The organism is Acinetobacter sp. SH024 (assembly GCF_000163635.1).
Taxonomy (GTDB): Bacteria; Pseudomonadota; Gammaproteobacteria; order Pseudomonadales; family Moraxellaceae; genus Acinetobacter; species Acinetobacter pittii.
The window spans coordinates 642,689-668,693 of record NZ_GG753601.1; the positions used below are offsets into that span (position 1 = coordinate 642,689).

Annotated in this window: 27 protein-coding genes and 1 tRNA gene; 9 read left to right on the top strand and 19 right to left on the bottom strand. The window is 37.9% G+C overall.

Going from position 1 to position 26,005, the window contains the following annotated elements; all coding sequences use genetic code 11:
* A complete protein-coding gene (locus tag HMPREF0013_RS15575; RefSeq protein ID WP_002118409.1) occupies positions 1-1,218 on the bottom strand; it encodes a tetratricopeptide repeat protein in 1,218 nt (405 codons plus the stop codon).
* Between the two features lie 267 nt (positions 1,219-1,485).
* Here HMPREF0013_RS15575 and HMPREF0013_RS15580 point away from each other — a divergent pair, with 267 nt between their 5' ends.
* Both HMPREF0013_RS15580 and HMPREF0013_RS15585 read left to right on the top strand, forming a co-directional pair.
* The gene (locus HMPREF0013_RS15580; RefSeq protein ID WP_002118524.1) at positions 1,486-2,187 is read left to right on the top strand and encodes a VIT1/CCC1 transporter family protein; all 702 of its coding nucleotides are present in this window, start codon (positions 1,486-1,488) and stop codon (positions 2,185-2,187) included.
* 117 nt (positions 2,188-2,304) lie between these two features.
* Positions 2,305-3,351, top strand: coding sequence for an NAD(P)H-dependent flavin oxidoreductase (locus tag HMPREF0013_RS15585; protein ID WP_002119016.1), 1,047 nt, complete (start codon positions 2,305-2,307; stop codon positions 3,349-3,351).
* A gap of 37 nt (positions 3,352-3,388) precedes the next feature.
* Here HMPREF0013_RS15585 and dusB read toward each other — a convergent pair whose 3' ends face one another.
* Entirely contained in the window at positions 3,389-4,414 is a 1,026-nt protein-coding gene (gene dusB, locus HMPREF0013_RS15590; RefSeq protein WP_005073199.1) for a tRNA dihydrouridine synthase DusB, read from the bottom strand.
* A gap of 83 nt (positions 4,415-4,497) precedes the next feature.
* On the opposite strand from dusB, the gene HMPREF0013_RS15595 reads away from it, so the two are divergent.
* Both HMPREF0013_RS15595 and HMPREF0013_RS15600 read left to right on the top strand, forming a co-directional pair.
* Positions 4,498-5,706 (top strand): DUF1615 domain-containing protein, encoded by a 1,209-nt coding sequence (locus HMPREF0013_RS15595; RefSeq protein ID WP_005803832.1) that lies wholly within the window; start codon positions 4,498-4,500, stop codon positions 5,704-5,706.
* A complete protein-coding gene (locus HMPREF0013_RS15600; protein ID WP_002118401.1) occupies positions 5,673-6,329 on the top strand; it encodes an HAD-IB family hydrolase in 657 nt (218 codons plus the stop codon). Before HMPREF0013_RS15595 ends, HMPREF0013_RS15600 begins: the two co-directional genes overlap by 34 nt.
* Positions 6,330-6,355: 26 nt before the next feature.
* Here the strand turns inward: HMPREF0013_RS15600 and proB are convergent, their stop codons facing one another.
* From proB to uvrB, 8 genes are all read right to left on the bottom strand, one after another.
* Positions 6,356-7,489 (bottom strand): glutamate 5-kinase, encoded by a 1,134-nt coding sequence (proB, locus tag HMPREF0013_RS15605; RefSeq protein WP_002118789.1) that lies wholly within the window; start codon positions 7,487-7,489, stop codon positions 6,356-6,358.
* A 15-nt stretch (positions 7,490-7,504) separates the two neighbouring features.
* On the bottom strand, positions 7,505-8,725 hold the full coding sequence (cgtA, locus tag HMPREF0013_RS15610) for an Obg family GTPase CgtA (RefSeq protein ID WP_002118576.1): 1,221 nt from the start codon (positions 8,723-8,725) through the stop codon (positions 7,505-7,507).
* Between the two features lie 179 nt (positions 8,726-8,904).
* Entirely contained in the window at positions 8,905-9,579 is a 675-nt protein-coding gene (locus HMPREF0013_RS15615; protein ID WP_002119019.1) for a hypothetical protein, read from the bottom strand.
* An 11-nt stretch (positions 9,580-9,590) separates the two neighbouring features.
* Entirely contained in the window at positions 9,591-10,316 is a 726-nt protein-coding gene (locus HMPREF0013_RS15620; RefSeq protein ID WP_005073189.1) for a hypothetical protein, read from the bottom strand.
* A 149-nt stretch (positions 10,317-10,465) separates the two neighbouring features.
* A complete protein-coding gene (locus HMPREF0013_RS15625) occupies positions 10,466-11,923 on the bottom strand; it encodes a glyceraldehyde-3-phosphate dehydrogenase (RefSeq protein ID WP_002118702.1) in 1,458 nt (485 codons plus the stop codon).
* Between the two features lie 216 nt (positions 11,924-12,139).
* The gene (gene rarD, locus HMPREF0013_RS15630) at positions 12,140-13,087 is read right to left on the bottom strand and encodes an EamA family transporter RarD (protein WP_078210111.1); all 948 of its coding nucleotides are present in this window, start codon (positions 13,085-13,087) and stop codon (positions 12,140-12,142) included.
* Between the two features lie 110 nt (positions 13,088-13,197).
* Positions 13,198-13,785, bottom strand: coding sequence for a lipocalin family protein (locus HMPREF0013_RS15635; protein WP_002118418.1), 588 nt, complete (start codon positions 13,783-13,785; stop codon positions 13,198-13,200).
* Between the two features lie 93 nt (positions 13,786-13,878).
* Positions 13,879-15,900, bottom strand: a complete 2,022-nt coding sequence (gene uvrB, locus HMPREF0013_RS15640) for an excinuclease ABC subunit UvrB (protein ID WP_002118463.1) — start codon at positions 15,898-15,900, stop codon at positions 13,879-13,881.
* Positions 15,901-16,079: 179 nt separating this feature from the next.
* Here uvrB and HMPREF0013_RS15645 point away from each other — a divergent pair, with 179 nt between their 5' ends.
* Both HMPREF0013_RS15645 and HMPREF0013_RS15650 read left to right on the top strand, forming a co-directional pair.
* Positions 16,080-16,871 carry a hypothetical protein gene (locus tag HMPREF0013_RS15645; RefSeq protein ID WP_002118650.1) on the top strand — a complete coding sequence of 264 codons (792 nt, stop codon included), beginning with the start codon at positions 16,080-16,082 and terminating at the stop codon, positions 16,869-16,871.
* Between the two features lie 175 nt (positions 16,872-17,046).
* On the top strand, positions 17,047-18,486 hold the full coding sequence (locus tag HMPREF0013_RS15650; RefSeq protein WP_002118677.1) for a sensor domain-containing diguanylate cyclase: 1,440 nt from the start codon (positions 17,047-17,049) through the stop codon (positions 18,484-18,486).
* Between the two features lie 30 nt (positions 18,487-18,516).
* Here HMPREF0013_RS15650 and HMPREF0013_RS15655 read toward each other — a convergent pair whose 3' ends face one another.
* Complete coding sequence (locus tag HMPREF0013_RS15655) at positions 18,517-18,696, bottom strand: hypothetical protein (protein ID WP_002118942.1); 180 nt, start codon at positions 18,694-18,696, stop codon at positions 18,517-18,519.
* 208 nt (positions 18,697-18,904) lie between these two features.
* Between HMPREF0013_RS15655 and HMPREF0013_RS15660 the strand changes: the two genes are divergently transcribed.
* The gene (locus HMPREF0013_RS15660; protein WP_002118408.1) at positions 18,905-20,140 is read left to right on the top strand and encodes a pyridoxal phosphate-dependent aminotransferase; all 1,236 of its coding nucleotides are present in this window, start codon (positions 18,905-18,907) and stop codon (positions 20,138-20,140) included.
* 52 nt (positions 20,141-20,192) lie between these two features.
* Here HMPREF0013_RS15660 and HMPREF0013_RS15665 read toward each other — a convergent pair whose 3' ends face one another.
* Positions 20,193-21,035, bottom strand: coding sequence for a DMT family transporter (locus HMPREF0013_RS15665; protein ID WP_002118781.1), 843 nt, complete (start codon positions 21,033-21,035; stop codon positions 20,193-20,195).
* A 239-nt stretch (positions 21,036-21,274) separates the two neighbouring features.
* Here HMPREF0013_RS15665 and HMPREF0013_RS15670 point away from each other — a divergent pair, with 239 nt between their 5' ends.
* The gene (locus tag HMPREF0013_RS15670; protein ID WP_002119022.1) at positions 21,275-21,712 is read left to right on the top strand and encodes a PaaI family thioesterase; all 438 of its coding nucleotides are present in this window, start codon (positions 21,275-21,277) and stop codon (positions 21,710-21,712) included.
* Positions 21,713-21,727: 15 nt separating this feature from the next.
* Here HMPREF0013_RS15670 and HMPREF0013_RS15675 read toward each other — a convergent pair whose 3' ends face one another.
* Both HMPREF0013_RS15675 and HMPREF0013_RS24615 read right to left on the bottom strand, forming a co-directional pair.
* On the bottom strand, positions 21,728-22,159 hold the full coding sequence (locus HMPREF0013_RS15675) for a hypothetical protein (RefSeq protein WP_002118680.1): 432 nt from the start codon (positions 22,157-22,159) through the stop codon (positions 21,728-21,730).
* Between the two features lie 41 nt (positions 22,160-22,200).
* Positions 22,201-22,347 (bottom strand): hypothetical protein, encoded by a 147-nt coding sequence (locus HMPREF0013_RS24615; RefSeq protein WP_002118487.1) that lies wholly within the window; start codon positions 22,345-22,347, stop codon positions 22,201-22,203.
* A 46-nt stretch (positions 22,348-22,393) separates the two neighbouring features.
* Here HMPREF0013_RS24615 and HMPREF0013_RS15680 point away from each other — a divergent pair.
* Positions 22,394-22,469 (top strand) — tRNA-Asn (locus tag HMPREF0013_RS15680).
* A 170-nt stretch (positions 22,470-22,639) separates the two neighbouring features.
* Here the strand turns inward: HMPREF0013_RS15680 and HMPREF0013_RS15685 are convergent.
* The 5 genes from HMPREF0013_RS15685 to HMPREF0013_RS15705 form a co-directional block, all read right to left on the bottom strand.
* Positions 22,640-23,398, bottom strand: a complete 759-nt coding sequence (locus HMPREF0013_RS15685) for an SDR family oxidoreductase (protein WP_002118958.1) — start codon at positions 23,396-23,398, stop codon at positions 22,640-22,642.
* Positions 23,399-23,672: 274 nt separating this feature from the next.
* A complete protein-coding gene (locus tag HMPREF0013_RS15690; protein ID WP_002118428.1) occupies positions 23,673-24,317 on the bottom strand; it encodes a tRNA-(ms[2]io[6]A)-hydroxylase in 645 nt (214 codons plus the stop codon).
* 6 nt (positions 24,318-24,323) lie between these two features.
* Positions 24,324-25,049 (bottom strand): pyridoxine 5'-phosphate synthase, encoded by a 726-nt coding sequence (gene pdxJ / locus HMPREF0013_RS15695; RefSeq protein ID WP_002118629.1) that lies wholly within the window; start codon positions 25,047-25,049, stop codon positions 24,324-24,326.
* A 13-nt stretch (positions 25,050-25,062) separates the two neighbouring features.
* Positions 25,063-25,776 (bottom strand): DNA repair protein RecO, encoded by a 714-nt coding sequence (recO, locus tag HMPREF0013_RS15700; RefSeq protein WP_005803836.1) that lies wholly within the window; start codon positions 25,774-25,776, stop codon positions 25,063-25,065.
* Positions 25,777-25,785: 9 nt separating this feature from the next.
* On the bottom strand, positions 25,786-25,989 hold the full coding sequence (locus HMPREF0013_RS15705; protein WP_005067833.1) for an NF038104 family lipoprotein: 204 nt from the start codon (positions 25,987-25,989) through the stop codon (positions 25,786-25,788).
* Positions 25,990-26,005: the final 16 nt, after the last annotated feature.

Genomic DNA, 26,005 nt, shown 5'->3' on the forward strand with positions numbered 1-26,005 from the left:
TTAGAAATCCTTATAAAAAACGAGTTCTACTCGAGTATTGTTGTAATGATCTTTCGTATTTACTGGCACATCTTTAAAGTAATTGCCATATAGTCGTTCTACACGTAATTTTATAGGTTGATAATTAAAAGGCTGCCATGAAATACCTGGGCCATATTCAAATAAATTATTGTAATACTCATCTTTACTGTCAGCTAAGCCATGCAATTTCATATACGCCTGTACAGTGCCCGTTTCCCCCTTATAGACATTCAAACCCGTACGTAAGCGTAAATCGCCAATAACGTTATAATCTTCTCTAGAATAAGTCGCAGCATTGCCATATAAATCAGTGAAGTAATCATTAAAACAAAGTGACTGATTACAACTATTTTGAGAATACCATTCTTGATAACCTGCTATCCCACCCACAACACTTTCACGAAATTTATCTCTATTTCGGTCAATCAGATCATAGCTTCCACCTACTTCTAAATACATGCGTACAGGTATAGAAGTCCAAGGTTGATAATTAGCGCCGACACCTAGAGTTACTGCATTTTCATCAATAATTTCAGGTCGTACTCCGCCTTGAGATTGAGTATCGCGGTTTAGATTTAAAAAGCCATACACCTGCGCTCGACCATTATCGAGGTTCTTACCATAGCGAGCTTTAAGTGGGAAAATTACATCGTCGTAACGTGATTCATATGAAGGTGCAAAATACACATCACGGAAATAAGTTTTGACTTCCCCTCCACTTAAATTCTTTACGGCCTGTGTCGCCTTATTGGCAATATCCGCATCTTTAGATTGCGTAAGCTCCTTAAAAACTACCAAAGCCTCTTTGTTATGTTTTTGAGAATTCAGTAGATAAGCTTCTTGGAGTTTTAAATTATCATCTGCTGGATCTAATGCCTCTGCTTTTCTTAGACTTTGCAAAGCAGCATCTTGTTTCCTTAACCTAATCTGTAAATAAGTTAAACTTTTCCATACTTTAATATCTTGTGGTGTCATCTCTCCAAGTTCTAATAATAACTTCTCGGCATTTTCAGGTTGAGTCTTTTCAATTTTATAAAATTGATCCCATTTATCATAAATTGGATTACCTGGTTTATATTCTTGATTAACAATCTCTTGCGCAAAACTAGTCTCAACACTTAAGAGGCCTAAAGCTGGACAGATCGAACCAATAACGATAAAGGAACGGGTTATAGATTTTATTGTTTTGCTATTCATTGGGACCTCTAGAGTAAAATAGGTAGAATGCTTGCGTAGCAATCAAATTAAAATTTAATCAATAAGTATTATAATTAAACCCATAAATGACACTGTTTATATAAGTAGATGAGTTCTTTAAATTGTTCATTTTATCTCCTTTAATATTATGTTTTAAAAAAGTTCTTATCTGTTTGTTTTTCCTATAATGACACATTTTTTAATCGTATTATTGTAAATAATCTTATAGGATAAGATAAAAATTTATAACTACAAATAGGGGAAAACATGTCCTTTTCTCAGCATCCAGAACATCATTTTATTCACCGCTCAGGTTGGTTAAGGGCGGCCGTTTTAGGGGCAAATGATGGAATTATTTCTGTTACTAGCCTAATTATGGGAATGGCTGCAAGTGGGGCTTCTGCTCATACACTTCTTATTGCATGTATTGCTGGTTTAATTTCTGGTGCAACCTCTATGGCTGCAGGAGAATATATTTCAGTAAAATCACAAGAAGATATTGAAAAAGCCGACTTAAAATTTGAAGAACAAGAACTCAAAAAGCATCCGCAGCGTGAATTGGACGAACTCACCCAAATTTATATATCCAGAGGCTTAGCACCTGACTTAGCTCTACAAGTTGCTACTGAACTTACAAATCATGATGCATTAGGGGCTCACGCGCGTGATGAAATTGGTATTCATGAAAATACCGCAGCAAACCCTATTCAAGCCGCATTAGCTTCAGCTGGCTCATTTTCATTTGGGGCATTGTTTCCTATGCTGGCTATTTTACTCAGTCCAGATATATGGATCGAAAAAACAGTCTTAATATTTGGCATTATTTCATTAGCCTTTTTAGGAGCGCTATCAAGTCATTTCGCAGGTACTTCCAAGCTTAAAGGGAGTCTACGCATTACCTTGTGGGGAATTTTAGCGATGGGCTTTTCAAGCTGGATCGGCTCTTTATTTCATGTTACTCCACTTTAAAAAATCAGAACTTATCAATGTTTAAGAACTAAATATTTAAAAACTAAATGCCCAATATTATTTGCTCTTGGTTCGGTTTTCACGCTATGGTGAATAGAAAGAAATGAGGTGAATAAAATGGACCTATTACAACAACTTGAAATTAAACATCCAATTTTTCTTGCCCCTATGGCAGGTGTATCTACACCTGAACTTGCAGCAGAAGTTTCTAATCAGGGTGGTCTTGGATCCTTAGGTCTAGGTGCAAATACGGCGCAAAGTGCACGTGAACAGATTTTAAAAACCCAAACACTTACAGAAAAATCATTTCAGGTTAATTTTTTCTGCCATCAACCCGAACAACTAAACCCTCAAACCTCAGCACAATGGATTGAATATTTACGCCCCCAATTTGAAAATTTCGGAGAACAGCCTCCTCAAAACTTAAACTGTATTTATCCAAGTTTTCTTGATAATGATGATTTTTTAAATGTCGTATTAGAAACCAAACCTAAAGCTGTCAGTTTTCATTTTGGCATTCCCCATCCCCATCAAATTCAGGCATTAAAAGATGCCGGAATTATTACGATGGTATCTGCTACCAATTTAGTTGAAGCACAAGCCATTGAGGCAGCTGGTATTGATATTATTATTGCTCAAGGGATTGAAGCTGGCGGACATCGTGGAATTTTTAATAAAACCTTTGATGCAGCAATTAAAACCAGTGATTTAGTACATCTGATTGTCCAACATTGCAAACCACCTGTGGTAGCCGCTGGCGGTATTATGAATGGAGCACAAGCACGACATATGTTGAGCTTAGGAGCTAGTGCTGTTCAACTCGGAACAGCATTTGTTCAATGCCATACATCAAACGCATCTGCCGAATATCGTAAAGCTTTATTTAATGAGCCTGTGACACAAATTAGTGCCAGTCTTTCTGGACGTCCTGCACGTGGATTGCTCAACCATTGGCACACACAAATTGATCTACCAAATCGCCCTTCTCAACCAGAATATCCATATACTTATGATTTGGCTAAGCAACTCAATGCAATTGCAAGCAAAAATAAAGACTATGGCTTCGGCGCTTTTTGGGCGGGTAGTAATGTCTCTCAAATACGAGAGCTAGATGCTGCTGATCTGGTTAACCAGTTAGTTGTAGAAATGCTAGAAGATGAATAAATCTTAAAAAGCCAGTAATCATATACTGGCTTTTTATTTAATGGGTTTCTAGTAAGTTAACCTGCTCAACCTGAACATCACTCATCAAATTGCCTTCAGCCAATAACTGATTAAAATAGTTTTCGACTACTATTGCCTGTTCAGCGGTACTTTCAACTTTATACATATTTTGGCGGAATTCATTACTCGAACGTAATCCTTTGGTGTACCAAGCAATATGTTTACGAGCAATACGACATCCAGAATATTCACCATAAAATTGATATAACTCAGTCAAATGTCCTAAAAGTACATCTTTAACTTCTTCAATATTAGGCGCAGCTAAGTGCTCTCCAGTTTTTAAATAATGAGCAATTTCTCGAAAAATCCATGGTCGACCTTGAGCAGCTCGACCAATCATAATTGCATCTGCCCCTGTATAGTCGAGTACATATTTTGCTTTTTCAGGACTATCAATATCACCGTTCGCAATAAGTGGAATATTGATTAATTCTTTGACATGTTTGATCAAATCATAACGTGCTGTATTTAGATACATGTCTTCGCGAGTACGGCCATGTAAAGCCAGCGCAGCAATCCCCGCTTCTTCTGCCCTTTTTGCGACTCTTAAAATATTTTCCTGACCATTTAAAAAGCCCAAACGGGTTTTCAAAGTCACGGGAACATCAACAGCTGTGACCACTGCATCAAGTATTCGCGCTACCAAGTCCTCATCTTGTAATAACGCTGAACCAGCGAGCTTATTACATACTTTCTTGGCAGGACATCCCATATTAATATCAACAATTTGTGCGCCATTTGCTACTTGATAGCGTGCAGCCTCTGCCAATTGCTCAGGATCAGAGCCTGCAATTTGAGCAGAGATCGGAGCGAGCTCACCATCAAAGTTCGCACGGTAGAGGCTCTTTTTGCTCATCCGCAAAGTTTTATCAGCAGTCATCATTTCACTGACTGCATGGCCTGCGCCAAAATACTTGCAGAGTGTTCTAAATGGACGGTCAGTAACTCCCGCCATAGGAGCAACAATTAAATTATTTGACAGTTGATAGGGACCAATATACATATATATTCATACAATTGATGATCAACATAGTATACTTCATCCGCTTAATCGGCTCATCTTTTTATGCAGGTGCTTTCCTCGCCATGAACAAACCGTTGTCTTCCCGTTTTTTATTAAAATCATTCGGCATGGCTGCCGTATGCATGAGTTTAGCTGCTTGTGGTGATAAAGCTTGGTGGTCAAACAATGATGAGCCTGAACTAGAAAGCCAACAGATTAAACGTCTAATTCCATCGCGTGTGCATGACCGTGAGTCATGGGCTAAAGATATTGATGACATTATGAAAGACTTGGATATTCCTAAAACCAAGAAAAATGTCTGTAGTATTGTGGCTGTAGTGGATCAGGAATCTAACTTTGTTGCCAACCCTCAAGTGCCTGGGTTAGGACAAAAGGCAGTTGAAGAAGTTAGTACACGTTTAAATGAAAAATTTGAAGATAAGCTTGGCAAAACCATTGGTGGAACAATTGCTGGTTACTTTGAAGAAGTTCTAAGAACTCAGCCCTCTCCTGATAACAACTATATGAGTCAAATGCGTAAAGTTAAAACCGAGAAAGAACTCGACTTACTTTACCGAGAAATTTTCGACTTCATGGCTAAACACTATCATGTGAGTGCCTTAACTGGTGCAGCCAAATTGGTTGGTCAAGATATTGGCGAGAAAATGAACCCTATTACGACTTTGGGTTCAATGCAAGTTCATATTAATTATGCGAAAGCCAATAAGCGTTCGAGTATGAGTACTGCTGCGCTCCGCGATGACCTATATACTGAATACGGTGGTTTATATTACGGCATACATCGTTTAATGGTTTATCCGGCAGACTATGATAAAGCCATTTATCGTTTTGCGGATTATAACTCTGGTATGTACTCTAGCCGTAATGCAGCTTTTCAAAAAATGCTACAAGAACTTACGGATAAAGATATAAGCCTTGATGGCGATCTACTTCTTTATACAAAAGATGGTGATCCACGCGCAGCTCAAAGCGAGTCAGAAAAAGAGCTGATTACGGTATTTGCAAAAAATAATGTATTGGTTACACCAAGACAAATTCGTGATGATCTTAAATTAGAAAAAGAGAAAAAGTTTGAAAGTACTCAAACTTATATTGCGCTGACTAAACTTTATAAATCAAAAACTGGCAAAGAACCGCTCTATGCAATTATGCCTCAAGTAGTGATTTCTGGGCCTAAATTAAGTCGTGATTATAATACCAATTGGTATGCAACCCGCGTAAACGGACGATATGAAACATGTATGCAACGAGCGAAACGAATAAGACTATAAAAAGTCTCGCCCTGTTCGATTTTGATGGAACCTTGTGTAGTAAAGATAGTTTTACAGGGTTCATCTTTTATGCTTTATCTAAGCGTCATATTGTTAAGCAAGGCTTGAAAATTCTGCCATGGATTCAAGCCTACTATCTTAACTTTTATCCTGCCCATGCTATGCGTGCCAAGTTATTCCGCAGCATGTTTAAAAATACTCCTGCAATTGAATTACAAAAATTAGGTGAAGAATACGCGCAAGAGCTAGTCTCTGCGCTTTCGCCTGAAATTTTTACTCAGTTACAACACCATCAATTGCGTGGTGATCAGGTCGTATTAGTTTCAGCTTCAATTGATGTCTATCTTGCTCCACTTTGCAAGTTACTAGATATCGAATTAATTTGTACTGAAACTCAAATTAAAAACGGCATGATGACGGGTTACTATTCCACTCCAGACTGTAGTAGTGAACAAAAGAAGTTAAGAATACATCAGCAATATACGCTACAGCATTACCACCAGATTTATGCGTATGGTAATAGCTCGGAAGACTTAGACATGCTCAGTCTCGCCACACATCCATATATGGTAGGTGAAGACCGTGTTTTACCTCGTTTAACACCAGAAAAAAAGCTCGCTTAAAGCGAGCTTTTTTATTTGAGTAAAACTTAATAAATTGCCATATGATCACGGTGAATCATTTCAAGTGAACGAGCTTCACCAAGCACTTGATAAACCTTATCTGAGGCTAAGCCTTTAATAATTTCGGCTGATCGTGAGCTAAAGTTCACTCGACCTACCGCAATACGTTTACCTTGTTTATCGACACATTCAACCACATCACCACGATCAAAATGTCCTTCAACATTTTTAACTCCAACAGGGAGCAAACTGCGATGCTTCAATTTAATCGCTTCAACAGCACCATCATCAATCACAAGACGACCTGCTGTTTGTAAATGAGCAGCGAGCCACTGTTGATGAGCAGTCATGCGGTCTTTATCTGTAGTAAACAAAGTGCCTAGCATCTCACCTGCCATCGCACGTGATAAGACATTATCACTTTCGCCACTCGCGATGAGGGTTGGGCAGCCCGATTTAGCAGCTAAACGCGCAGCACGAACTTTGGTGACCATCCCACCTCGCCCAAGCACGCCACCACCGCCGGCCATATCGAATAAATCATCATCCATAGCCCGAACAGTAGAGAGTAATTTAGCATCAGGGTTATGACGCGGATCTGAGTCAAACATACCTTGCTGATCGGTTAAAATGATCAGCAATTCTGCGTGAACCTGACCTGCCACCATAGCAGCTAAAGTATCGTTATCACCAAAGCGAATCTCGTCGGTAGACACAGTGTCATTTTCATTAATGACAGGAATCACACGCCAATCAATCAAGTTTTGCAAAGCATCACACGAGTTCAGATAACGACGGCGATCTGCCAAATCATCATGAGTCAATAAAACCTGAGCAGTACGAATACCGTGGTTTTCAAGCACACTAGACCAAGTATGAATTAAGCCCATCTGCCCAATTGCAGCACAGGCTTGTAGACTGGGTAGATCGGTGGGTCGACTCGCAAGCTTCATACGAACCATACCTTCTGCTACAGCTCCTGATGACACTAAAATAATCTCGTGCCCGGCATTGTGCAAATCTGCAATCTGTTTCGCCCAATGCGAAATAGCATCTAGATCTAAACCTTGCCCATTAGCTGTAAGTAAAGATGATCCGATTTTAACAACGATTCGTTTACACTCACTGAGCTGACGTTGCCCATCGACCACTTCTATCATGTTTCCCTCGGTTTTCTAGTCACGAACGTAGATGACTTCTACATCATTGTCGTCTTCATCATCGTCAAAATCATCATCATCGTCCATCATGCTTTCGAGACGTTGTGCTCGACGCATTGCACGATATGCTTCTTTTGCCGCAATGGTTTGTTCACGTGTTTCAACTTCTAGTTGTTCACGGAAAGCTCTTACTTCTGCTGCGTATTCAGGATCTTCAACTTCACGTTCACGTTGTTGTTCAATCTGATCCATCAAGTAATACACAACTTCTTTTGTACCTTCGCTTAATAAGCCCGATGTCTTAAAGACAGGTCCAGTCCACTCTAGTTCATCTAGAATGTGCTGACACCACTCTTCGCGGCTTTCTTCAGCAATCTGATCAAGTTTGTTGAGTACTAAAACAACTGGTAATTTAGCCAAAGTTGGTGAGAACTTAGCCAACTCATTCATAATCGCTTTTGCATTATGTGCTGGATCTGAACCATCAATTGGTTGTACATCAATAATGTGTAAAAGAATACGAGTACGTGCCAAATGTTTAAGGAAACGAATTCCTAAACCTGCACCTTCTGCTGCACCCTCGATTAACCCTGGAATATCAGCCATTACAAATGAACGATGGCGGTCAGCATCGACTACACCCAAGTTTGGAACCATGGTTGTAAATGGATAATCTGCCACTTTTGGTTTTGCAGCACTTACAGCACGAATGAAAGTAGATTTACCGGCATTTGGCATACCCAGCAAACCAACATCTGCCAATACTTTTAATTCAAGACGAATTTCGCGGAACTCACCTTTTGTACCAGTCGTACATTTACGCGGTGCTCGGTTAGTTGATGATTTAAAGTGAGTGTTACCTAAACCACCTTCACCACCACCAGCAACCAGAATTCTTTGGCCGTCTTCAACCAAATCGCCAATAATATCGCCTGAATCTGTATCAACAATTGTTGTACCAACGGGTACTTTTAAAACCACATCTTCACCACCACGTCCAGTACAGTTAGCACCTGCACCGTTTTTTCCACGCTCAGCACGGAATTTACGTGTGTAACGGTAATCGACTAGCGTACTTGTATCGTCATCAGCTTGAATATAGATACTTCCACCACGTCCGCCATCACCACCATCTGGGCCACCAAATGGTACAAATTTTTCACGGCGAAAACTGGCTACGCCATTGCCACCGTCGCCAGCCTCTACGGTAATGACTGCTTCATCAACAAAGCGCATCTGCCAATCCTCTAAAAACTCTAAAACCGCCTATTCTGCCATATTTTCATAAAATTCTCGAATAGAAAATGGAACAATTCCATTTATAACGATCTGTTTTATCTTTAATCCAGCAGATGCTTTTAGTTTTGCAAATAGGATCCTTATAAAAAATAAAATTTAGCCAATTTATTTAATTATCAAGGATGAACATTGCGCAGAGGTAAGGTCATTTGCATATCAAGATTTGCTTTTGTTTTTGGCACAGAATTATACATGATGGCATTAAATGACGAGACATTACCCATTTCCATAGGATCATTTACGTTTAGGCTTGGTTTAAACTGATGTTTCACCGATAAATTTACGGGTTCATCGAATTCAAAATAAACAGGACCATCAAAAACAATTTTAACGGGAACGGTATAACTACGTTTTAAATTAAAAGGCACATCTAATTTAATAGGAATATCTAATTTAAGGGGAAATTTTGGTAAAAACTTACTTTGATAAACCAAATCTGTGGTGGTTTCTAAAGGCATAACCTGATCAATTTTTAGAGTCGTTGAATAATCGACACTTACCGTAATAGGTGTTTCTACGGCAAAATTTAAATCTGCTAAATATTTCCCTTTTAGAGGTAAAGTTAATTGGCGATCTATATCTAATGTTGTATCAAGTTTACCAATAGACTGAACCTGCAAAGTATTACCAACTTGGATCTTTGTTTCTAAAGAGTCAGGTAAACTAATATCGGCATTATGAGCCGAAACGACTAAATTTGCTTGAATATTGAGATACACCCAAAACATAATAGCGGCAAGTATCATCATTAAAAAGAAACTGATTAACATACCCTTGAGTGAACGGAACATTAGCATTCACCCTATTGATCAGCTGTGTCTTGTGATGTTTCTGAACCTAATACTCGATTTAATCGCATAGTGGACAGAGGAATCTTTAACTCACCATTTGCAATCTTAACAGGCAGAGTATTTTTCACATCAACCGAAGCATTTAATGCAGTTTTAACAGGTACACTTAAATTACCCTCAATTGGGATATTCGTATCTAATCTTGCTTTTAAAGGAATATGTAGATTTTCTTTTAATACCGTGCGTACTGGGGCATCAAATTTTAAATGAACCTTTTGCTCAAGCGGGACATTAATATCAATTGGCACATCAAGTTTTAATGGAATCGTTCCTTTTAATGGCAACGTAATATCACGCCCCAAAACACGCACCTGAACCTTGGTATCAATTGGTAGATTTTGCTCAACTTTTAATGTTTCTTTGACTGGAATGGTTGTACTAATCGGCACCATATTATCGAAGTAAACACGCGGAGTTAATGTTTGTGTTAAAGGAATATTCAGTTTCTCATCAATTGGAATACTGGCATTTACGCGCCCCTTTACATCCACATTTAAAGCATCTTGTACTTTAACCTTAACCTGTAGAGGCTCTTGTAAATCAATAGCAACTGCCTGATTTTTCAGTGGAATATAAATATTAAAGTGCTTAAATACCCATATTGCAATGAGTACACCACATAAATTGGCAATAATGATGAATATAAAAACGACCAACAAACGTTTAAACTGCGACAATTCCTATCCCTTACTATTTTCTTTTTTTCCTTAATTTGTATTCTCATTTATTTACAAAAAATAGTCAGCATATATTTTGTACGGTTGTAAAAAAACCCAGTCTAAACTGGGTCTTTTTGTGAAAATATTTTATAGATCGTTAAATGATCTTAAGCATTCAATTCTGCTGGGATTTTTTTGTAGCTTACACCGCACATTTGTTCAGCAATACGTAATACCTGACAGCTATAACCAACTTCGTTATCGTACCAAACGTAAGCAGTTAAACGGTTACCAGAAGTAATCGTTGCTTGAGCATCGTATACACCTGCTGTACGAGAACCGATAAAGTCACTCGATACAACTTCAGTCGAGTTGGTATAACCAATTTGACCTTGAAGGTTAGAGTTAATCGAAATTTGACGAATGTATTCGTTCACTTCTTCACGATCAACTTCTTTATCAAGCGTTAAGTTCAAGATTGCAAGAGATACGTTTGGTGTAGGAACACGTACAGAGTTACCAGTTAATTTACCTTTCAATGCAGGTAATGCTTTAGCAACTGCTTTAGCTGCACCAGTCTCTGTAATTACCATGTTCAAAGTAGCAGCACGGCCACGACGATCTGCTTTATGGTAGTTATCGATTAAGTTCTGGTCATTTGTAAATGAGTGAACAGTTTCAACATGACCGTTAAGAACTTTATATTTGTCATCCAATACTTTAAGAATTGGAGTAATTGCATTTGTTGTACAACTTGCAGCAGAGATGATTTTGTCTTCATCTAAGATATCTGTGTTGTTTACACCAAATACAACGTTTTTCATTTCGCCTTTACTTGGTGCAGTCAATACAACACGTGCAACGCCTGGGCATTTCAAGTGTTGGCTTAGACCTTCAGCATCACGCCATTTACCAGTGTTGTCGATTAAAAGTGCGTTTTCAATACCGTATTCAGTATAGTCAACTTCACTTGGGCTAGACGCATAAATCACTTTAATGAAGTTACCGTTAGCAATGATTGCTTCGTTTTCTTCATCAACAGAAATTGTACCAGCGAAAGTACCGTGAATAGAGTCACGACGAAGTAAAGAAGCACGTTTTGCTAAGTCACCGTCAGAAGACTTACGTACAACGATTGCTTTAAGGCTTAAACCACGACCTAAACCTGATTGGCTAATGATTAAACGAGCCAAGATACGACCAATACGACCAAAACCGTAAAGAACTACATCTTTAGGTTGTTCAGAAGTTGCGCTACCTTTGATTGACTCAACTGATTGAGCAACAAAAGCATCAACATCACCGCCTTTTTCTTTATATTCAACAGCAAGTTTACCGATATCAACTTCTGCAGAACCAATATTTTCAACTTTTGCTAAAGCTTCTAAAATTGGGAAAGTATTTACAACAGAAAGCTCAACGTCTACAACACGTGTACGACGGTGAGTTTTCAAAATTTGGATAACAGAACGGTTAATTAAAGAGCGACCGTAAACAGATACGACAATATTTTTTTCACGGTATAATTGACCGATTAATGCAATCATACGTTCCGCGATTTCTTCACGGTTTTTCCAACGGCCTTGGTGTTCAGCGTGCAGGGCGATGATAGTGTCTTTGCTCACAGATACGTCCTCTAATTAATTATATCTAGGCGTGATTTTTAAAACCCCGTAATTGTAATGGAATTATTGGCAAGAATGAATCAAAAGCTGACGTTAGTGACTAGATTTTCCTAAAATTCATCATAAATTCATAAAATACCTATAATTATTTTTTATTATCTTATTGTTTAAAGCAGCTAAATTTTTGCTTTTTCTTACTTTTTAGGTTCTGACAACCTAATTGAACTCATCATTTTTTAATCTTTTTTGATATTTCGTGATATTAAGTTGCAGATTTTGGGCTTTTTGCCGTTGTTGATAAAGATGAATTGCCCCTTCTAAAACGAGTACAAAAACAGCACACCAAATCGGAATATAAGTGAACCATTCTTCCTGACCAATGCTCTCCCCTAAAACTAAAGAAGCTAAAGCAAGTAATACAGGTTCCAAATACCCCAAGAGTCCAAACACAACTAAAGGTAGAAAGCGACTTGCCAGAATATAACTTCCCAGACCAATAGCACTTAAAATTCCAAGCCCAATAATGATCAAAGAAAGACTTGGTGGGTCTATAAATTTACTGTATGGCAGCAAACCTGTATGAGTTAAATAAATCGCAACGGGCATAATAATGACCAAATCCCACCAAAAGCCCCCTAAATTATCTGTTTTAATTTTTTTACGTAATAAAAAGTAGGCAGAATATCCAACTGCTACCAATGCAGTTTCCCACGCAATACTTCCTAAACGCCATATCTCATGGCTAACACCAATGACTGCAAGAATAATTGCTACCCATTGAAATTTTGATATTTTTTCGCCATACAACACACTTCCAGCTAAGACAAGAACCAGCGGTAATAAGAAATATCCCAAAGAGACTTGTAACCCACGCCCATGCATCGGCCCCCACAAAAAAAGCCAAAGTTGTACTGAGGTTAAAATAGAGGTTGTGATTAATAATAATAGTAAAGAAGGCTTAGCCAAAATACGTTGATAGATATTTTTGATATAAGCTAAATCACCACTCCACCACATAAATAAAGTAAGGAACGGTAGTGTTGCAATAATGCGCCATCCAAAAGTTTGCTCACTATCGAGCTGGCTTAATAATTGAGTATAAAAATAAAGTACACCAAAAGTGAATGATGCCATGACAGACAAGATCACGCCCTTAAACATCATTAACCTCTTAGACTTTAATAAAAACAACTCACTACAATACTTGATTTATCCACTATAAAAAAGAAAAAACCATGTAAAAACATGGTTTTTTCTTAATCAGACATATACCACTATTCTTTATGTTCTGTACAAATAACATCTCGAATATCAAAACCCAATGTTTTTGCATAATTTAAATATTCATCCACCACTTCTTGCTCTGGATGAGGGTTTCTTGATAGCACCCAAAGGTATTTACGTGAAGGCTCCCCGACTAAAACAGTCTGATAGTCTTCATCTAGCTTTAAAATCCAGTAATCCCCACGGATTACCGGAATCCATCTTACAGCTTCCGGTAAAAAACTTACCTTCAATTTGGTGTTATATGGCGGGTTAACCACAAAGGCCTCCCCGATAGATTGCTGTAATTGTTTTCTATTATCGTAGCAGCGATTATCTACTACTAGATTTCCATTTTCGTTTAAGGTGTAGGTTGCAGATACATTATAAGCACACTTTTTTTGGAAAAATGCAGGTTTACGCGCGACTTCATACCAAACACCTAAATATCGGTCCAGTTCAACTTTATAGACAGTTTGCAAAGGTTTCGGCTGGGCATAGACATAGGTTCCAACAGCCAAACCAGCCAAAACGACACCGCCCAACGCAATTTTAGCCAAACGCCAGCTGGCTTGCGGAACATTATTTCGAAATGCCATTGTTGCCCTCAACGATTAGTTGTGAATACAAAAGAACTCAAATATCTACAGTAGCTTGTTTTTTAAACACATTATGTAGCGTTATGTATTCGTTTATTGCAACATTTGCGCTTTCAGTCGAATGATTTCATCACGTATCCGTGCTGCTTGCTCAAACTGTAAATCTTTCGAAGCTTTTAACATCTCTTTTTCAAGCTTAGTAATATGCTTACTAAACAATTTTGGGTCAGAGAGAATATGTCTTTCGTCAGCACTTAAAGCTTGTGCTTGTTCAAGCACCTTCTCATCAATTTCGTCGTCTGAAAGCACTTCGCCTGAATCAATTTCTTTGATGACCTGACGAACAGCACTACGTGGAGTAATACCATGCAACTCGTTGAACTCGATTTGTTTAGCTCTACGGCGTTCAGTCTCATCTATTGCTTTTTGCATAGAATCAGTAATTCGGTCAGCATATAAAATTGCTTTACCTTTCACGTTACGCGCGGCACGACCAATTGTCTGAATGAGTGAACGTTCTGAACGTAAAAAACCTTCTTTATCTGCATCTAAAATAGCAACTAAAGAAACTTCTGGCATGTCGAGACCTTCACGCAACAAGTTAATACCAACTAAAACGTCGAATACACCTGTACGTAACTCATGAATAATTTTGACACGTTCAACAGTATCAATATCAGAGTGTAAATAAGCGACTTTAACCCCGTATTCTTTTAAATAAGAAGTCAGATCTTCCGCCATACGCTTTGTTAAAGTGGTCACCAACACACGTTCATTTAGGTTCTTACGAATATTAATTTCAGAAAGAACATCATCGACTTGAGTAAGTACTGGGCGAACTTCAATTTCAGGGTCAATTAATCCTGTTGGACGTACCACTTGTTCAACCACTTGGTCAGACTTTTCTAGCTCATATTTAGCAGGTGTTGCACTGACAAAAATAGTCGTCGGCACAATGCGTTCCCACTCTTCAAATTTCATTGGTCGATTATCAAGTGCGCTTGGTAAACGGAACCCGTAATTCACTAAATTTTCTTTACGTGATCGGTCGCCTTTATACATCGCCCCAATTTGCGGAACTGTAACGTGTGACTCATCAATAATCAGCAATGCATCTTCTGGTACATAATCAAATAAAGTTGGAGGCGCTTCACCAGCTGGACGGCCCGATAAATGACGTGAATAGTTTTCGATACCATTGGTATAGCCCAACTGTTGCATCATTTCTAAATCATAACGGGTACGCTGCTCAATACGCTGGGCTTCCAGCAATTTGTCATGTTCACGGAAGAATTTAAGTTGATCTTGTAACTCATCTTTAATTGTATCAATAGCACGAGTCAGATGATCCTTCGGTGTTACATAGTGGCTTTTTGGATAAATCGTAACACGTGGAACTTTACGAACCATTTTACCCGTTAACGGGTCAAACCAACGGATCGAATCGACCTCGTCATCAAATAGTTCAATACGAATCGCATGTTGATCAGATTCGGCAGGGAAAATATCAATAATTTCGCCGCGAATTCGATATGTACCACGTAAGAACTCAAGTTCATTACGCGTATATTGCATTTCAACCAAACGGCGGATAATTTCATCACGACTTACACGGTCGCCCTCAACCACATGCAGTAACATTTGCATATAAGCATTTGGATCACCCAAACCATAAATTGCAGAAACCGAGGCCACAATAATTGCATCACGACGCTCTAATAAAGCACGTGTTGCTGATAGTCGCATCTGGTCAATGTGATCGTTAATGGCAGCATCTTTTTCAATAAAAGTATCTGAGGATGGAACGTAAGCCTCGGGTTGATAGTAATCATAGTAACTTACGAAATACTCAACCGCATTATTAGGGAAGAACGCTTTAAACTCTCCATAAAGCTGGGCAGCCAAAGTTTTGTTATGAGCCATCACAATTGTAGGTCGCTGTGTTTGAGCGATCACATTCGCCATGGTATAGGTTTTACCCGAGCCAGTTACACCCAGCAATAACTGATTACGAAAACCATGCTCGATACCATTTACCAGCTTTTCAATGGCCTGTGGCTGATCACCTGCTGGCTGATAATGAGTGACCAAATCAAAAGGTTGATTTTCGTTCAAAGTTATCTCTCTTTATGAAAAATTGAATTTAACGTCTCCCCTTTTAATGGGGATTTTTATCTTAATTTAAAGTCTAAATTGAGCTGGAAATTCAATGTAAAAGATTAAGCATCTTAACACTTGACCAATACCCTAATCGGTTGCAACATGAAGCTATCCATTAAACAAAAAGTATAACCATGACCTATCAATATCATGATGAAAGTATTGTAACCGAACTTCCCGAAGATACAGTTTTTGTATTTGGAAGTAATCTTGCTGGACAACACGGTAGTGGTGCAGCGCGCGTTGCAAGTCAGCACTTCGGAGCAGTTGAAGGTGTAGGTCGTGGCTGGGCTGGTCAAAGCTTTGCAATTCCAACTTTAAATGAACACATTCAACAAATGCCACTTTCACAAATTCAGCATTATGTTGAAGACTTTAAGATATACACAAAAAATCATCCTAAAATGAAATATTTCATTACTGCATTAGGTTGTGGCATTGCGGGTTATAAAGTTTCCGAAATCGCTCCTCTTTTTAAAGGGATTTATCATAACGTTATCTTTCCGGAATCTTTTAAACCCTATGTAGAAGATAATGCAGTATCACAATTTCCGACTTTAACTCAAAAGATGGTACAAAGTTTCATTAATGATGAAGTTATTTTTTACTTTAATCATGGCAGTGAATCATTTGAAGAAGCTTTAGATAAAACTGATTTATCAGATGCTGAAAAAGCCATAGCTCTTATTGTCTTAAATGAAGAGTTGTACCCACGAGATCGTTATGGACGAGGCCGTGATCATGAGCTTAGTGATATTTTAGGGAAGTTAAACGGTAAAATTTTCAATCTTCATGGAAACTCTGAAGGTGCCATGATTTTTGTGAGTGCTGTTGTTGCACTGATGGAACTTTACGATTTTGATGAGCAAGATTTTATTAAGTTATGGCGTGGTGAAAAAAACATTGATCACCCTATTAATCGTTAATTTTTCTTATGAATTTATGAGTTAAGCAGATAATCTCTGCTTTCTCATTATTTTATTTTTAATTACATTTAATCCTTTTATTTTTAATTATTCTAATATATTTAAACTCTTTATCCTCCCAAATCTTAATTTTTCTCATTATACTTTAAGGCAAACTGAATACTTAAAGAAACATATGGAAACTTTAGATTCTTCGATTTTTGACCTTAGCCCAATTCCAATGTGGATTGAGGATTTCAGTGAAGTTAAACAACAATTTGATTTATGGAGAAAGCAAGGAATTGAAAACCTCCATGAATTTTTAAATCAAAATAAACACTTAGTTATTGAATGTGCTCATAAAATTAAAATTATTCGTGTTAATCAAAAAACTTTAGAACTTTTTGAAGCAACAACCCACGAAGAACTATATTCAAATTTGAATCTTATTTTTAAAAAGGAAATGTTCGAATCACATATTTATGAGCTTGAAGCGTTATGGAATGGCAAAACCCATTTTTCAAGCACTACCGTGAATTACACCTTATCAGGCAAACGTATTGATGTTCAGTTAAGAGGGTCTATTTTACCTGGTTCTGAATCTACCTTTGAACGTGTATTAATTACTACAGAAGATATTACCCCTTATCAAAATGCACTCCGTCAGGAAGAAAAAAATCGTCGACTGGCTGAATCTATGTTTATCTACTCACCTACTTCACTGTGGGTCGAGGATTTCAGCCGTATAAAGAATAGAATTGATCAACTTAGGCTATTGGGAATTGAAGATTTTAGAACTTTTCTAGATGTTCATCCTGAGTTTGTCCGCCAGTGTGTAGAAGATATTTTAATTTTAGATGTTAATCAGGCCACGATAGATTTATTTAAAGCTCCTGATAAGTCGACACTTTTAAGAAATACACATAAGATTTTTGCTGAAGAAATGGTTGAAACCTTTCGAGAACAACTCATCGAGTTATGGCAAGGCAATATCCATCATAAACGTGAAGCCGTTAACTACGCTTTAGATGGCCAAATAAGAAATGTTTTGCTTCAATTTACCGTTTTTCCGGGATATGAAGAGACTTGGGGATTAGTACAAGTTGCACTGACAGATATTACTGCACGGAAAAAAGCGGAAAACTATCTCGAATATTTAGGGCAACACGATGTTCTTACCAAACTATATAACCGTGCTTTTTTTACAGAGGAACTTAATCGCTTAAACCGAAGTATTATTCGACCAGTTTCTTCAATTTTTTTAGATATGAATGGATTAAAAGAAACAAATGACCAGTTTGGGCATGATATTGGAGATGGTTTATTACGCCGTGTTGGAAATATTTTAAGTCAGGCTATTTCAAATACAGCCTATACTGCATCCAGAATCGGTGGTGATGAGTTCGTGATCTTAATGCCAGGTGCAGATGAAGCGCACGTTCAAATCATGCTTCAAACGATTCAGGAGCTTTTTAATATCGATAATCAATATTATTCAAGCCATCCAGTAAGTATTGCAATTGGACATGCAACCACTCAAACAAATGAACAGATTGAGGACATGTTAAAACGAGCAGACCATCACATGTATCAAAAGAAAAAAAGTTATTATCAAGAAATTTTATTCAATCAATAAAAAACAGGCATATTGCCTGTTTTTCAAAAATTAGCGTTTTCCCATAGAACGACGCGTACCACGTGGAGGCATCCATGTTCTATCCGCATATTGCTCTGGTTTTGGACGCACTTGGTTGTGTACCGCATCATCTGCTTGATTGCTTTCATTCGGCATTGGGAATGGCAATTTCACCAAAGCCTTTTTCTGTTTTGGCTGTTGCTCAGTCATGATTCATTCTCGAAATTTCGATTGCGACCTATTATAAATGATTTTTATCATTTCTTTTCAAAAAAGCTTCAATTGAGTAAAACAGCAACAAGAATCTTCTTAAATTAAACTTTTTTACATCTAAAAATACCCGTATCCGCAAATTGCTTAATTTTTGCGATAAGATAGTATGCTTTTTATTTTTTAATCCCATAAGAGGAATATTGCCGTGGACGTACGTCTTTCTGATCGTGTCAATGCTATCAAACCGTCCCCTACACTTGCTGTAACAAACAAAGCTGCTGAACTTAAAGCTGCTGGCAAGAACGTGATTGGTTTAGGTGCTGGCGAGCCAGATTTTGATACCCCTCAACACATCAAAGATGCTGCAATTGAAGCGATTAATAATGGTTTCACCAAATATACGGCTGTAGATGGTACTCCTGGGTTAAAAAAAGCAATTATTGCTAAGTTCAAGCGTGATAATAATCTTGATTATCAAGCGAACCAGATCTTGGTTTCTTGTGGTGGTAAACAAAGCTTCTTTAACTTGGCACTTGCTCTATTAAACAAAGGCGATGAAGTTATTATTCCAGCACCTTTCTGGGTAAGCTATCCAGATATGGTCATTATTGCTGAAGGTACTCCAGTCATTGTGAAATGTGGCGAAGACCAACGCTTCAAAATCACTCCTGAACAATTAGAAGCTGCTATTACACCTAACACTCGTTTAGTTGTATTAAACAGCCCATCTAACCCAACAGGCATGATTTATAGCAAAGCTGAATTAGAAGCTTTAGCTGAAGTTTTACGTCGTCATCCACAAGTATTTGTTGCATCTGACGATATGTATGAACCGATTCGTTGGGAAGATGAGTTCTACAACATCGCAACTGTTGCACCTGATTTATATGACCGCACGATTGTTTTAAACGGTGTTTCTAAGGCATATGCAATGACAGGTTGGCGTATTGGCTATGCAGCCGGTCCAGCGAAAATCATTGGTGCAATGAAAAAGATCCAATCACAGTCAACTTCTAACCCAACTTCTATTTCGCAAGTTGCTGCTGAAGCTGCATTGAATGGTCCACAAGACGTTTTACAACCTATGATTGAAGCGTTTAAACGCCGTCATGACTTAGTTGTAAATGGCTTAAATGATATTAAAGGTATCTCTTGCTTACCTGCTGATGGCGCTTTCTATGCCTATGCAAACATTCGTCCTCTTATTCGTGCAAAAGGCTTAAAATCTTGCACAGAGTTCTCTGAATGGTTACTAGAAGAAACTGGCGTAGCAGTTGTTCCTGGTGATGCATTTGGTTTAGGCGGTTTTATGCGTATTTCATATGCAACAGCTGACGAAGTACTCGTTGATGCGTTAGCACGTATCAAAAAAGCTGCTGACTCAATTGAAGGTGTAGACGCTGCTATTGCTTCAATTGAAGCTGAAAAAGCTGCGAAATAATCTGCATTTTGCATAAAAAGGGTTCTCTTGAGAGAACCCTTTTTTAATTCACTTATGCATTTTTGGCTTTTTGAGGTCTTATATAAATGACTAATAAAATTCCAAATAAAACCATAAAACTCGATAAAATCACTCGCCCTGTCACAGTCTCATTTACAAATAGGCTTCCACCTATAATCGCCAAACATGGCACACTTAGCTGTACTGTACTCGCTGTCACTCGATCAATATGCTTCAAAATTGCATACCAGAGTACATAAGCCCCGCTTGAAGTGACACCGCCCGACAAAATCGCTAAGACCCATCCTTGCATGTCAATGTAGCGATCTTGGGCAAGTAATACATTCGCCAACAAAACCATTGGCACAGCTAGCGTAAAATTTGCCAACGTACTACCAATCGGTTGTGTCATATTACGACCAGCAATGCTGTATCCTGCCCATGCCAACCCAGATATCACCATAATTAGAGCATATCCCCAATCAGGCGCATGAGTATCGGGTAATAACAAAACAATGATTCCAGCCAAAGCAATACATAAGCCTATACCACGGTATATGCCAATCTGTTCACCCTGCCAATAGCCATAAAGCACCATAGTCAGCTGTACAACCCCAAACAATAAAAGAGCACCAATACCAGCGTCGATCTGAAGATAAGCATATGAAAATGCCAAAATATAAACCGCTAGAAAAAATGCGTTTTTTAAACTCCATTGGACTTTGGTTTGAGACGATTTTGAATATAAAAACAGTCCAAATAAAACAACCGCACCACTTCCCACTCGTATTAGACTAAAAGTCATTGGGTCAATATGTCGGCCAACCAAAGCCAAACGACACAATACAGAATTTGCTGCAAAAGCCGCCATTATGAGTGCAATTTTAAAAAGCATTGTCCTTATGCTCCTGTTATTTCTTATAGTGTAAAAGAAGCCTTTCTTATCTATCTAATTCATTATGCAACTCATTTAATTCAATTTTTATAATAAAGGAATTTTATATTAAATGAACAAAATTTTAAAATTCAACTTATCAGTTCAATCTTTAACACTAGAATTGACTTATCGATGACTTAATAATAGGCTAATATCAAGTTCTATTTTAGAACTTAAAGAATTAAAGGACCCAAAAAATGAAAAATCCGATGGAAATGACTGGCCTTGAATTTTTACAAGCAATGATAGAAGGCCATATTCCACCTGCCAGCATTAGTAAAACAATACCTATGCAACCTACTGAAATTTCAGAAGGATCTGTTACTTTTAAAGCTCAAGCAGATCATAACCATTTAAATCCACTCGGTGGCGTACATGGCGGTTTTGCTGCCACAGTCCTAGATTCAGTGACTGGCTGTGCAGTACATACGATGTTACCTGCGGGTGTAGGTTACGGCACAATCGACCTTAACGTAAAAATGTGCCGCCCTATTCCCCAAAATCAGGCTTTAATTGCCACAGGCAAAGTTATTAATTTAAGTAAAAATTTAGGTATTTCTGAAGGAAAGATTATTGATGAGGAAGGTAAACTGTATGCCTATGCAACAGCAACCTGCATGATTATTCGTCCATAATGATTAAAGGCAGCCTTAAACCGCTGCCTTTTTTATTGAATCACCTGAATTATCTGGACGTTTACAAGTTTGTGCAATCACATACGGCGCCCAAATATTTTTAAGTTGGAGCTCTATAATTTCTTGATGCTCTACAGACCAAGCTAAAACTTTATTTTTACCCAGCAATAACTCACCTTCTAATTGAAAAATATATAAAGATTCAGAGGAGTTTAGTAGTTTCGAGCTTTTTAAAATCTTAAGTGCATTATGCACATTCCATTTAGAGCTAAACCAAAGCTGCAATAAATCGCCTAAATACAAATTCTGCTTTTTGAAAGGATAAGTATTAATCCATGCACTTTCTACGGGTGTGTAATAAGATTCTGATTGATTTAAGATATTCAGATAATTGTGTTGATAGAAATCAAAATTAGAAAAAATAGAAGCGATCGTAAGCGTTTTCATACTTATCTCCGATTTAGCCATTTTAGTGCTGGCAAGTTGGTTTAAATCCACACTGTTTGGATTTCTCCAAACGCTTGTTCTTTTTTGAATCTAGCAATTGATTTTTTAAAGTGCAAGTAATTTCTTAACTCACCACTCAACTGATCAAATAAAAAGCATATGACACAAAAATGAATTAAACATGACAATTTAGACTTGACCCTTCTCAAAATCTCCTTATAATCGCATGCAGATTCTCCCATAGCTCAGTCGGTAGAGCGACGGACTGTTAATCCGCAGGTCCCTGGTTCGAGCCCAGGTGGGAGAGCCAAATACTAAAAAGCCCGCAGCATTAAAGCGGGCTTTTTTTTGCCATAAATTTATCAATAACTATAAAAAAAATCCTCTATCAGCAGCTAGAGGATTTAATTTTTTATTAGAGTCTTTGTTAGGTTTAACGCACTAACCTAACTCGAAAGAATATATTTTCTTCTCAAATTATTATTCCACTTCAACCACTTTTAAAGGATTAAAAGATTGAGTGGTCGGCATCATTTCAATACGATTAATATTAATGTGTGGCGGTTGTGAAGCAATCCAAGCTACCGTATTTGCAATATCTTCAGGCAAAAGTGGATTCTTTTTATCATATAGACTGTTTACTTTATTCTCATCACCTTTAAAACGCACAAGAGAAAATTCAGTACCTCCACACAACCCTGGTTCAATGTTAGTTACGCGCACACCAGTACCAGCCAAATCAGCACGAAGATTTAGACTAAATTGCTCCACAAATGCTTTGGTTGCCCCATACACATTACCCCCTGGGTATGGGTATGTACCTGCAATTGAGCCCATATTAATAATCAAACCTGATTTTTTCTTTACCATACTTGGCAAAATTAATCGGGTAATCGTAACAAGCCCCTTAACATTGGTATCAATCATCGTGTACCAATCATCCAATTCTGCTTTATCTGCGGGTTCCAATCCTAATGCCAATCCAGCATTATTCACCAATAAATCAATTTGACCGATTTGAAATTCGGCTGGTAAATCAACCAATACTTTATTTATATTTTCTGCGGTATCTGTCATGTCAAATACTAATGGGTAGAATTTTTCACCAAGTTCTTGTTTTAGTTCTTCTAGTTTTTCTGCTCGTCTTCCGCAACCAATAACGTTATATCCTAACTCAATCAGCTTTTTTGAAATGCTATAACCAAAGCCCGCTGAGGCACCTGTAACTAATCCTAACATTCTTATATCCTTAGAAATGATCAACTATTTCAGTTGAACTCATGATGAACATATCAGCCTTTATATTTACACAATATTTATTATTAGCCTAAAAAAATAAAAGTTTTTTTAAAAATTTTAAGAGAAATTAAAATCTAGAAAAAATATATTTATTAAATAATTATATGCATTAAAAAACTAAAAGCAGAACATGCTTACTGCCGAAGAGATAATGTGCACCTAATAAAAAAGTTTACCGTGAAAGGTAAACTTTTTTTATTTTAGACATCCAAGACTAAGCAGGAATACCACTATGAAAACGGAAAGTATCATCTGGTGTTAAAATCAGATTCTTTTCAACTTCACGGATATGATTTATTCGCTGTTGAATATCCTCTTTAGGATCTTTCATTTTTGCAGTTTTCGCCACATCAAGCGCAAGTGCAAGATAGTCTTCAAAATGACGAGATTCTGACTTAAGCAAGTATCGATAATAACGTCCTAACTCATCATCTACACGCGGTGCAAGTGCATAAAAACGCTCACATGAACGAGCCTCTACGAATGCACCAATCACCAGCACATCAATTAAAGCTTCTGGCTCATACGTACGAATCTCTTTACGCAACCCACCTGCATAACGCCCAGCACTTAAACCAGTCCACTCTTGACCGCGCTTAGCCATAAGCTCAAGTACTTGTTCATAGTGAAGCATTTCTTCTCGTACAAGTTGAGCAAGTTTTACTTGTAAGTCAGGAAAGAAGCTATAGCGGAACATTAAGTTCATTGCTGTACTAGCAGCTTTCTTTTCACAATTAGCATGATCTTGCATCAAGATATCTAAATTATTGATTGCCTCATCCAACCATGCATTTGGTGTTTGACATCCTAAAAAGGCCACCACAGGTTGCATTAATTCATCGTAATTGATACTCGACATAACCAACTATCCTGCTGCCTGAATCGCTGTTTTCATATCTTTAACAGCTTGAACCAGACCTACAAAAACACTTTCAGCAATAATTGAATGACCAATGTTTAATTCATGAATTTGTGGAATAGCTGCAATTGGCGCAATATTTTTAAGGTTAAGGCCATGACCTGCATTTACAACCAAACCTTTTGAAGCTGCATACTCAACACCTTTGATAATGCGCTCTAACTCGGCTTGTTGATCTTGCTCCGTTTCCGCATCCGCATATGCACCCGTGTGCAACTCAATCGTAGGTGCGCCACACGCAACTGCTGCATCAATTTGAGCTAAATCAGCATCAATAAATAATGATACATCACAACCAATAGCCGCTAAAGTTTGAGTTGCTGCTTTAACTTTTTCAAAGTTACCTACTACATCTAAACCGCCTTCAGTTGTTACTTCTTGGCGTCTTTCTGGCACAAAACACACGTGCTGCGGCTGAATTTCTTTCGCAAACTCGACCATTTCATCAGTAACAGCCAACTCTAGATTCATACGTGTTTTTAATAATGGACGCATGCGACGTACATCGTCATCTTGAATATGGCGACGGTCTTCACGCAAATGCAAAGTAATCCCCTCTGCACCCGCTTCTTCACAAATAAGAGCAGCTTCTACAGGGTCTGGATAAGTAGTACCGCGCGCCTGTCTCAAAGTAGCAACATGGTCTATGTTTACACCAAGCAATGCAGCCATAAATAAATCCTAATTACGATTGAGTTTGAGTATTTTGAATCCACAATTGTCGACTTTTTAGGGGACGATCTCCTAAAAGCGATGTAATCATTTGACGGTATAGTTTACCTAATAATTGCAATTGTTCGTGAGAAAAATCCTGGCCTTGCTCATAATCCAGCATAGATAAAATTGCTTTACCTGACAATGAAGAACGACTTGCCTGAACAACAGGCGCAAAACCTTCGGTCACCTGAAATTGATAAAACTGGTGAGCCTGTATTGGCTGTTGTTGAGTATCAATTAAGAAATCAATCGCGTAACCCAGCTCAGGAAGTAAAACATGCTCGAACTGGCGCAAAATCTGTCTCAGAAAAAGATCAGGATTTTCGTGGGAAGATAATTGCTGTAATTGAAGCAAAGTTAACTGATATTGTTCAAAAGTTTGTGGCATTGCCTCTTCTAATGGGCAAAGTCTAAGAACAATTTCATTTAGATAAAAACCAGCAAAAAAAGCATCACCAAAAAAGAAAACAGGCTGATTTAATATTTCCAGCTTAGTAAAATTTTTGAGTTCACTTTTACCTGTGGCTTGCATTCGAATAGGCTGATATTGAGGGGGCGGAGTCTGTCTTAAAATACCATCGACTCGCCCATATTCCTGAGTAAAAAGATGCACAATATGACTTTTTTCACGGTACTTACGGTGATGAATCATATATCCATGGAGGACTTCATTGCGCATCATAAAAAGAATCTATTCCTCAGATTCTTTTTCTTTTTTATCATCCTCATCATCACCATCAGGAATAACAGCACCTACAACAGCTGCTGTACCTTTAACTACACCTTTAGTAGTTTTATAGGCGATACCTACTGGTACGGTTACAAGCTTATATACACAACCTTGTAACATCAATGTACATCCAACTATAGCGATTAATGATGTAATTGTTTTCATACCAGCATCCTTATCC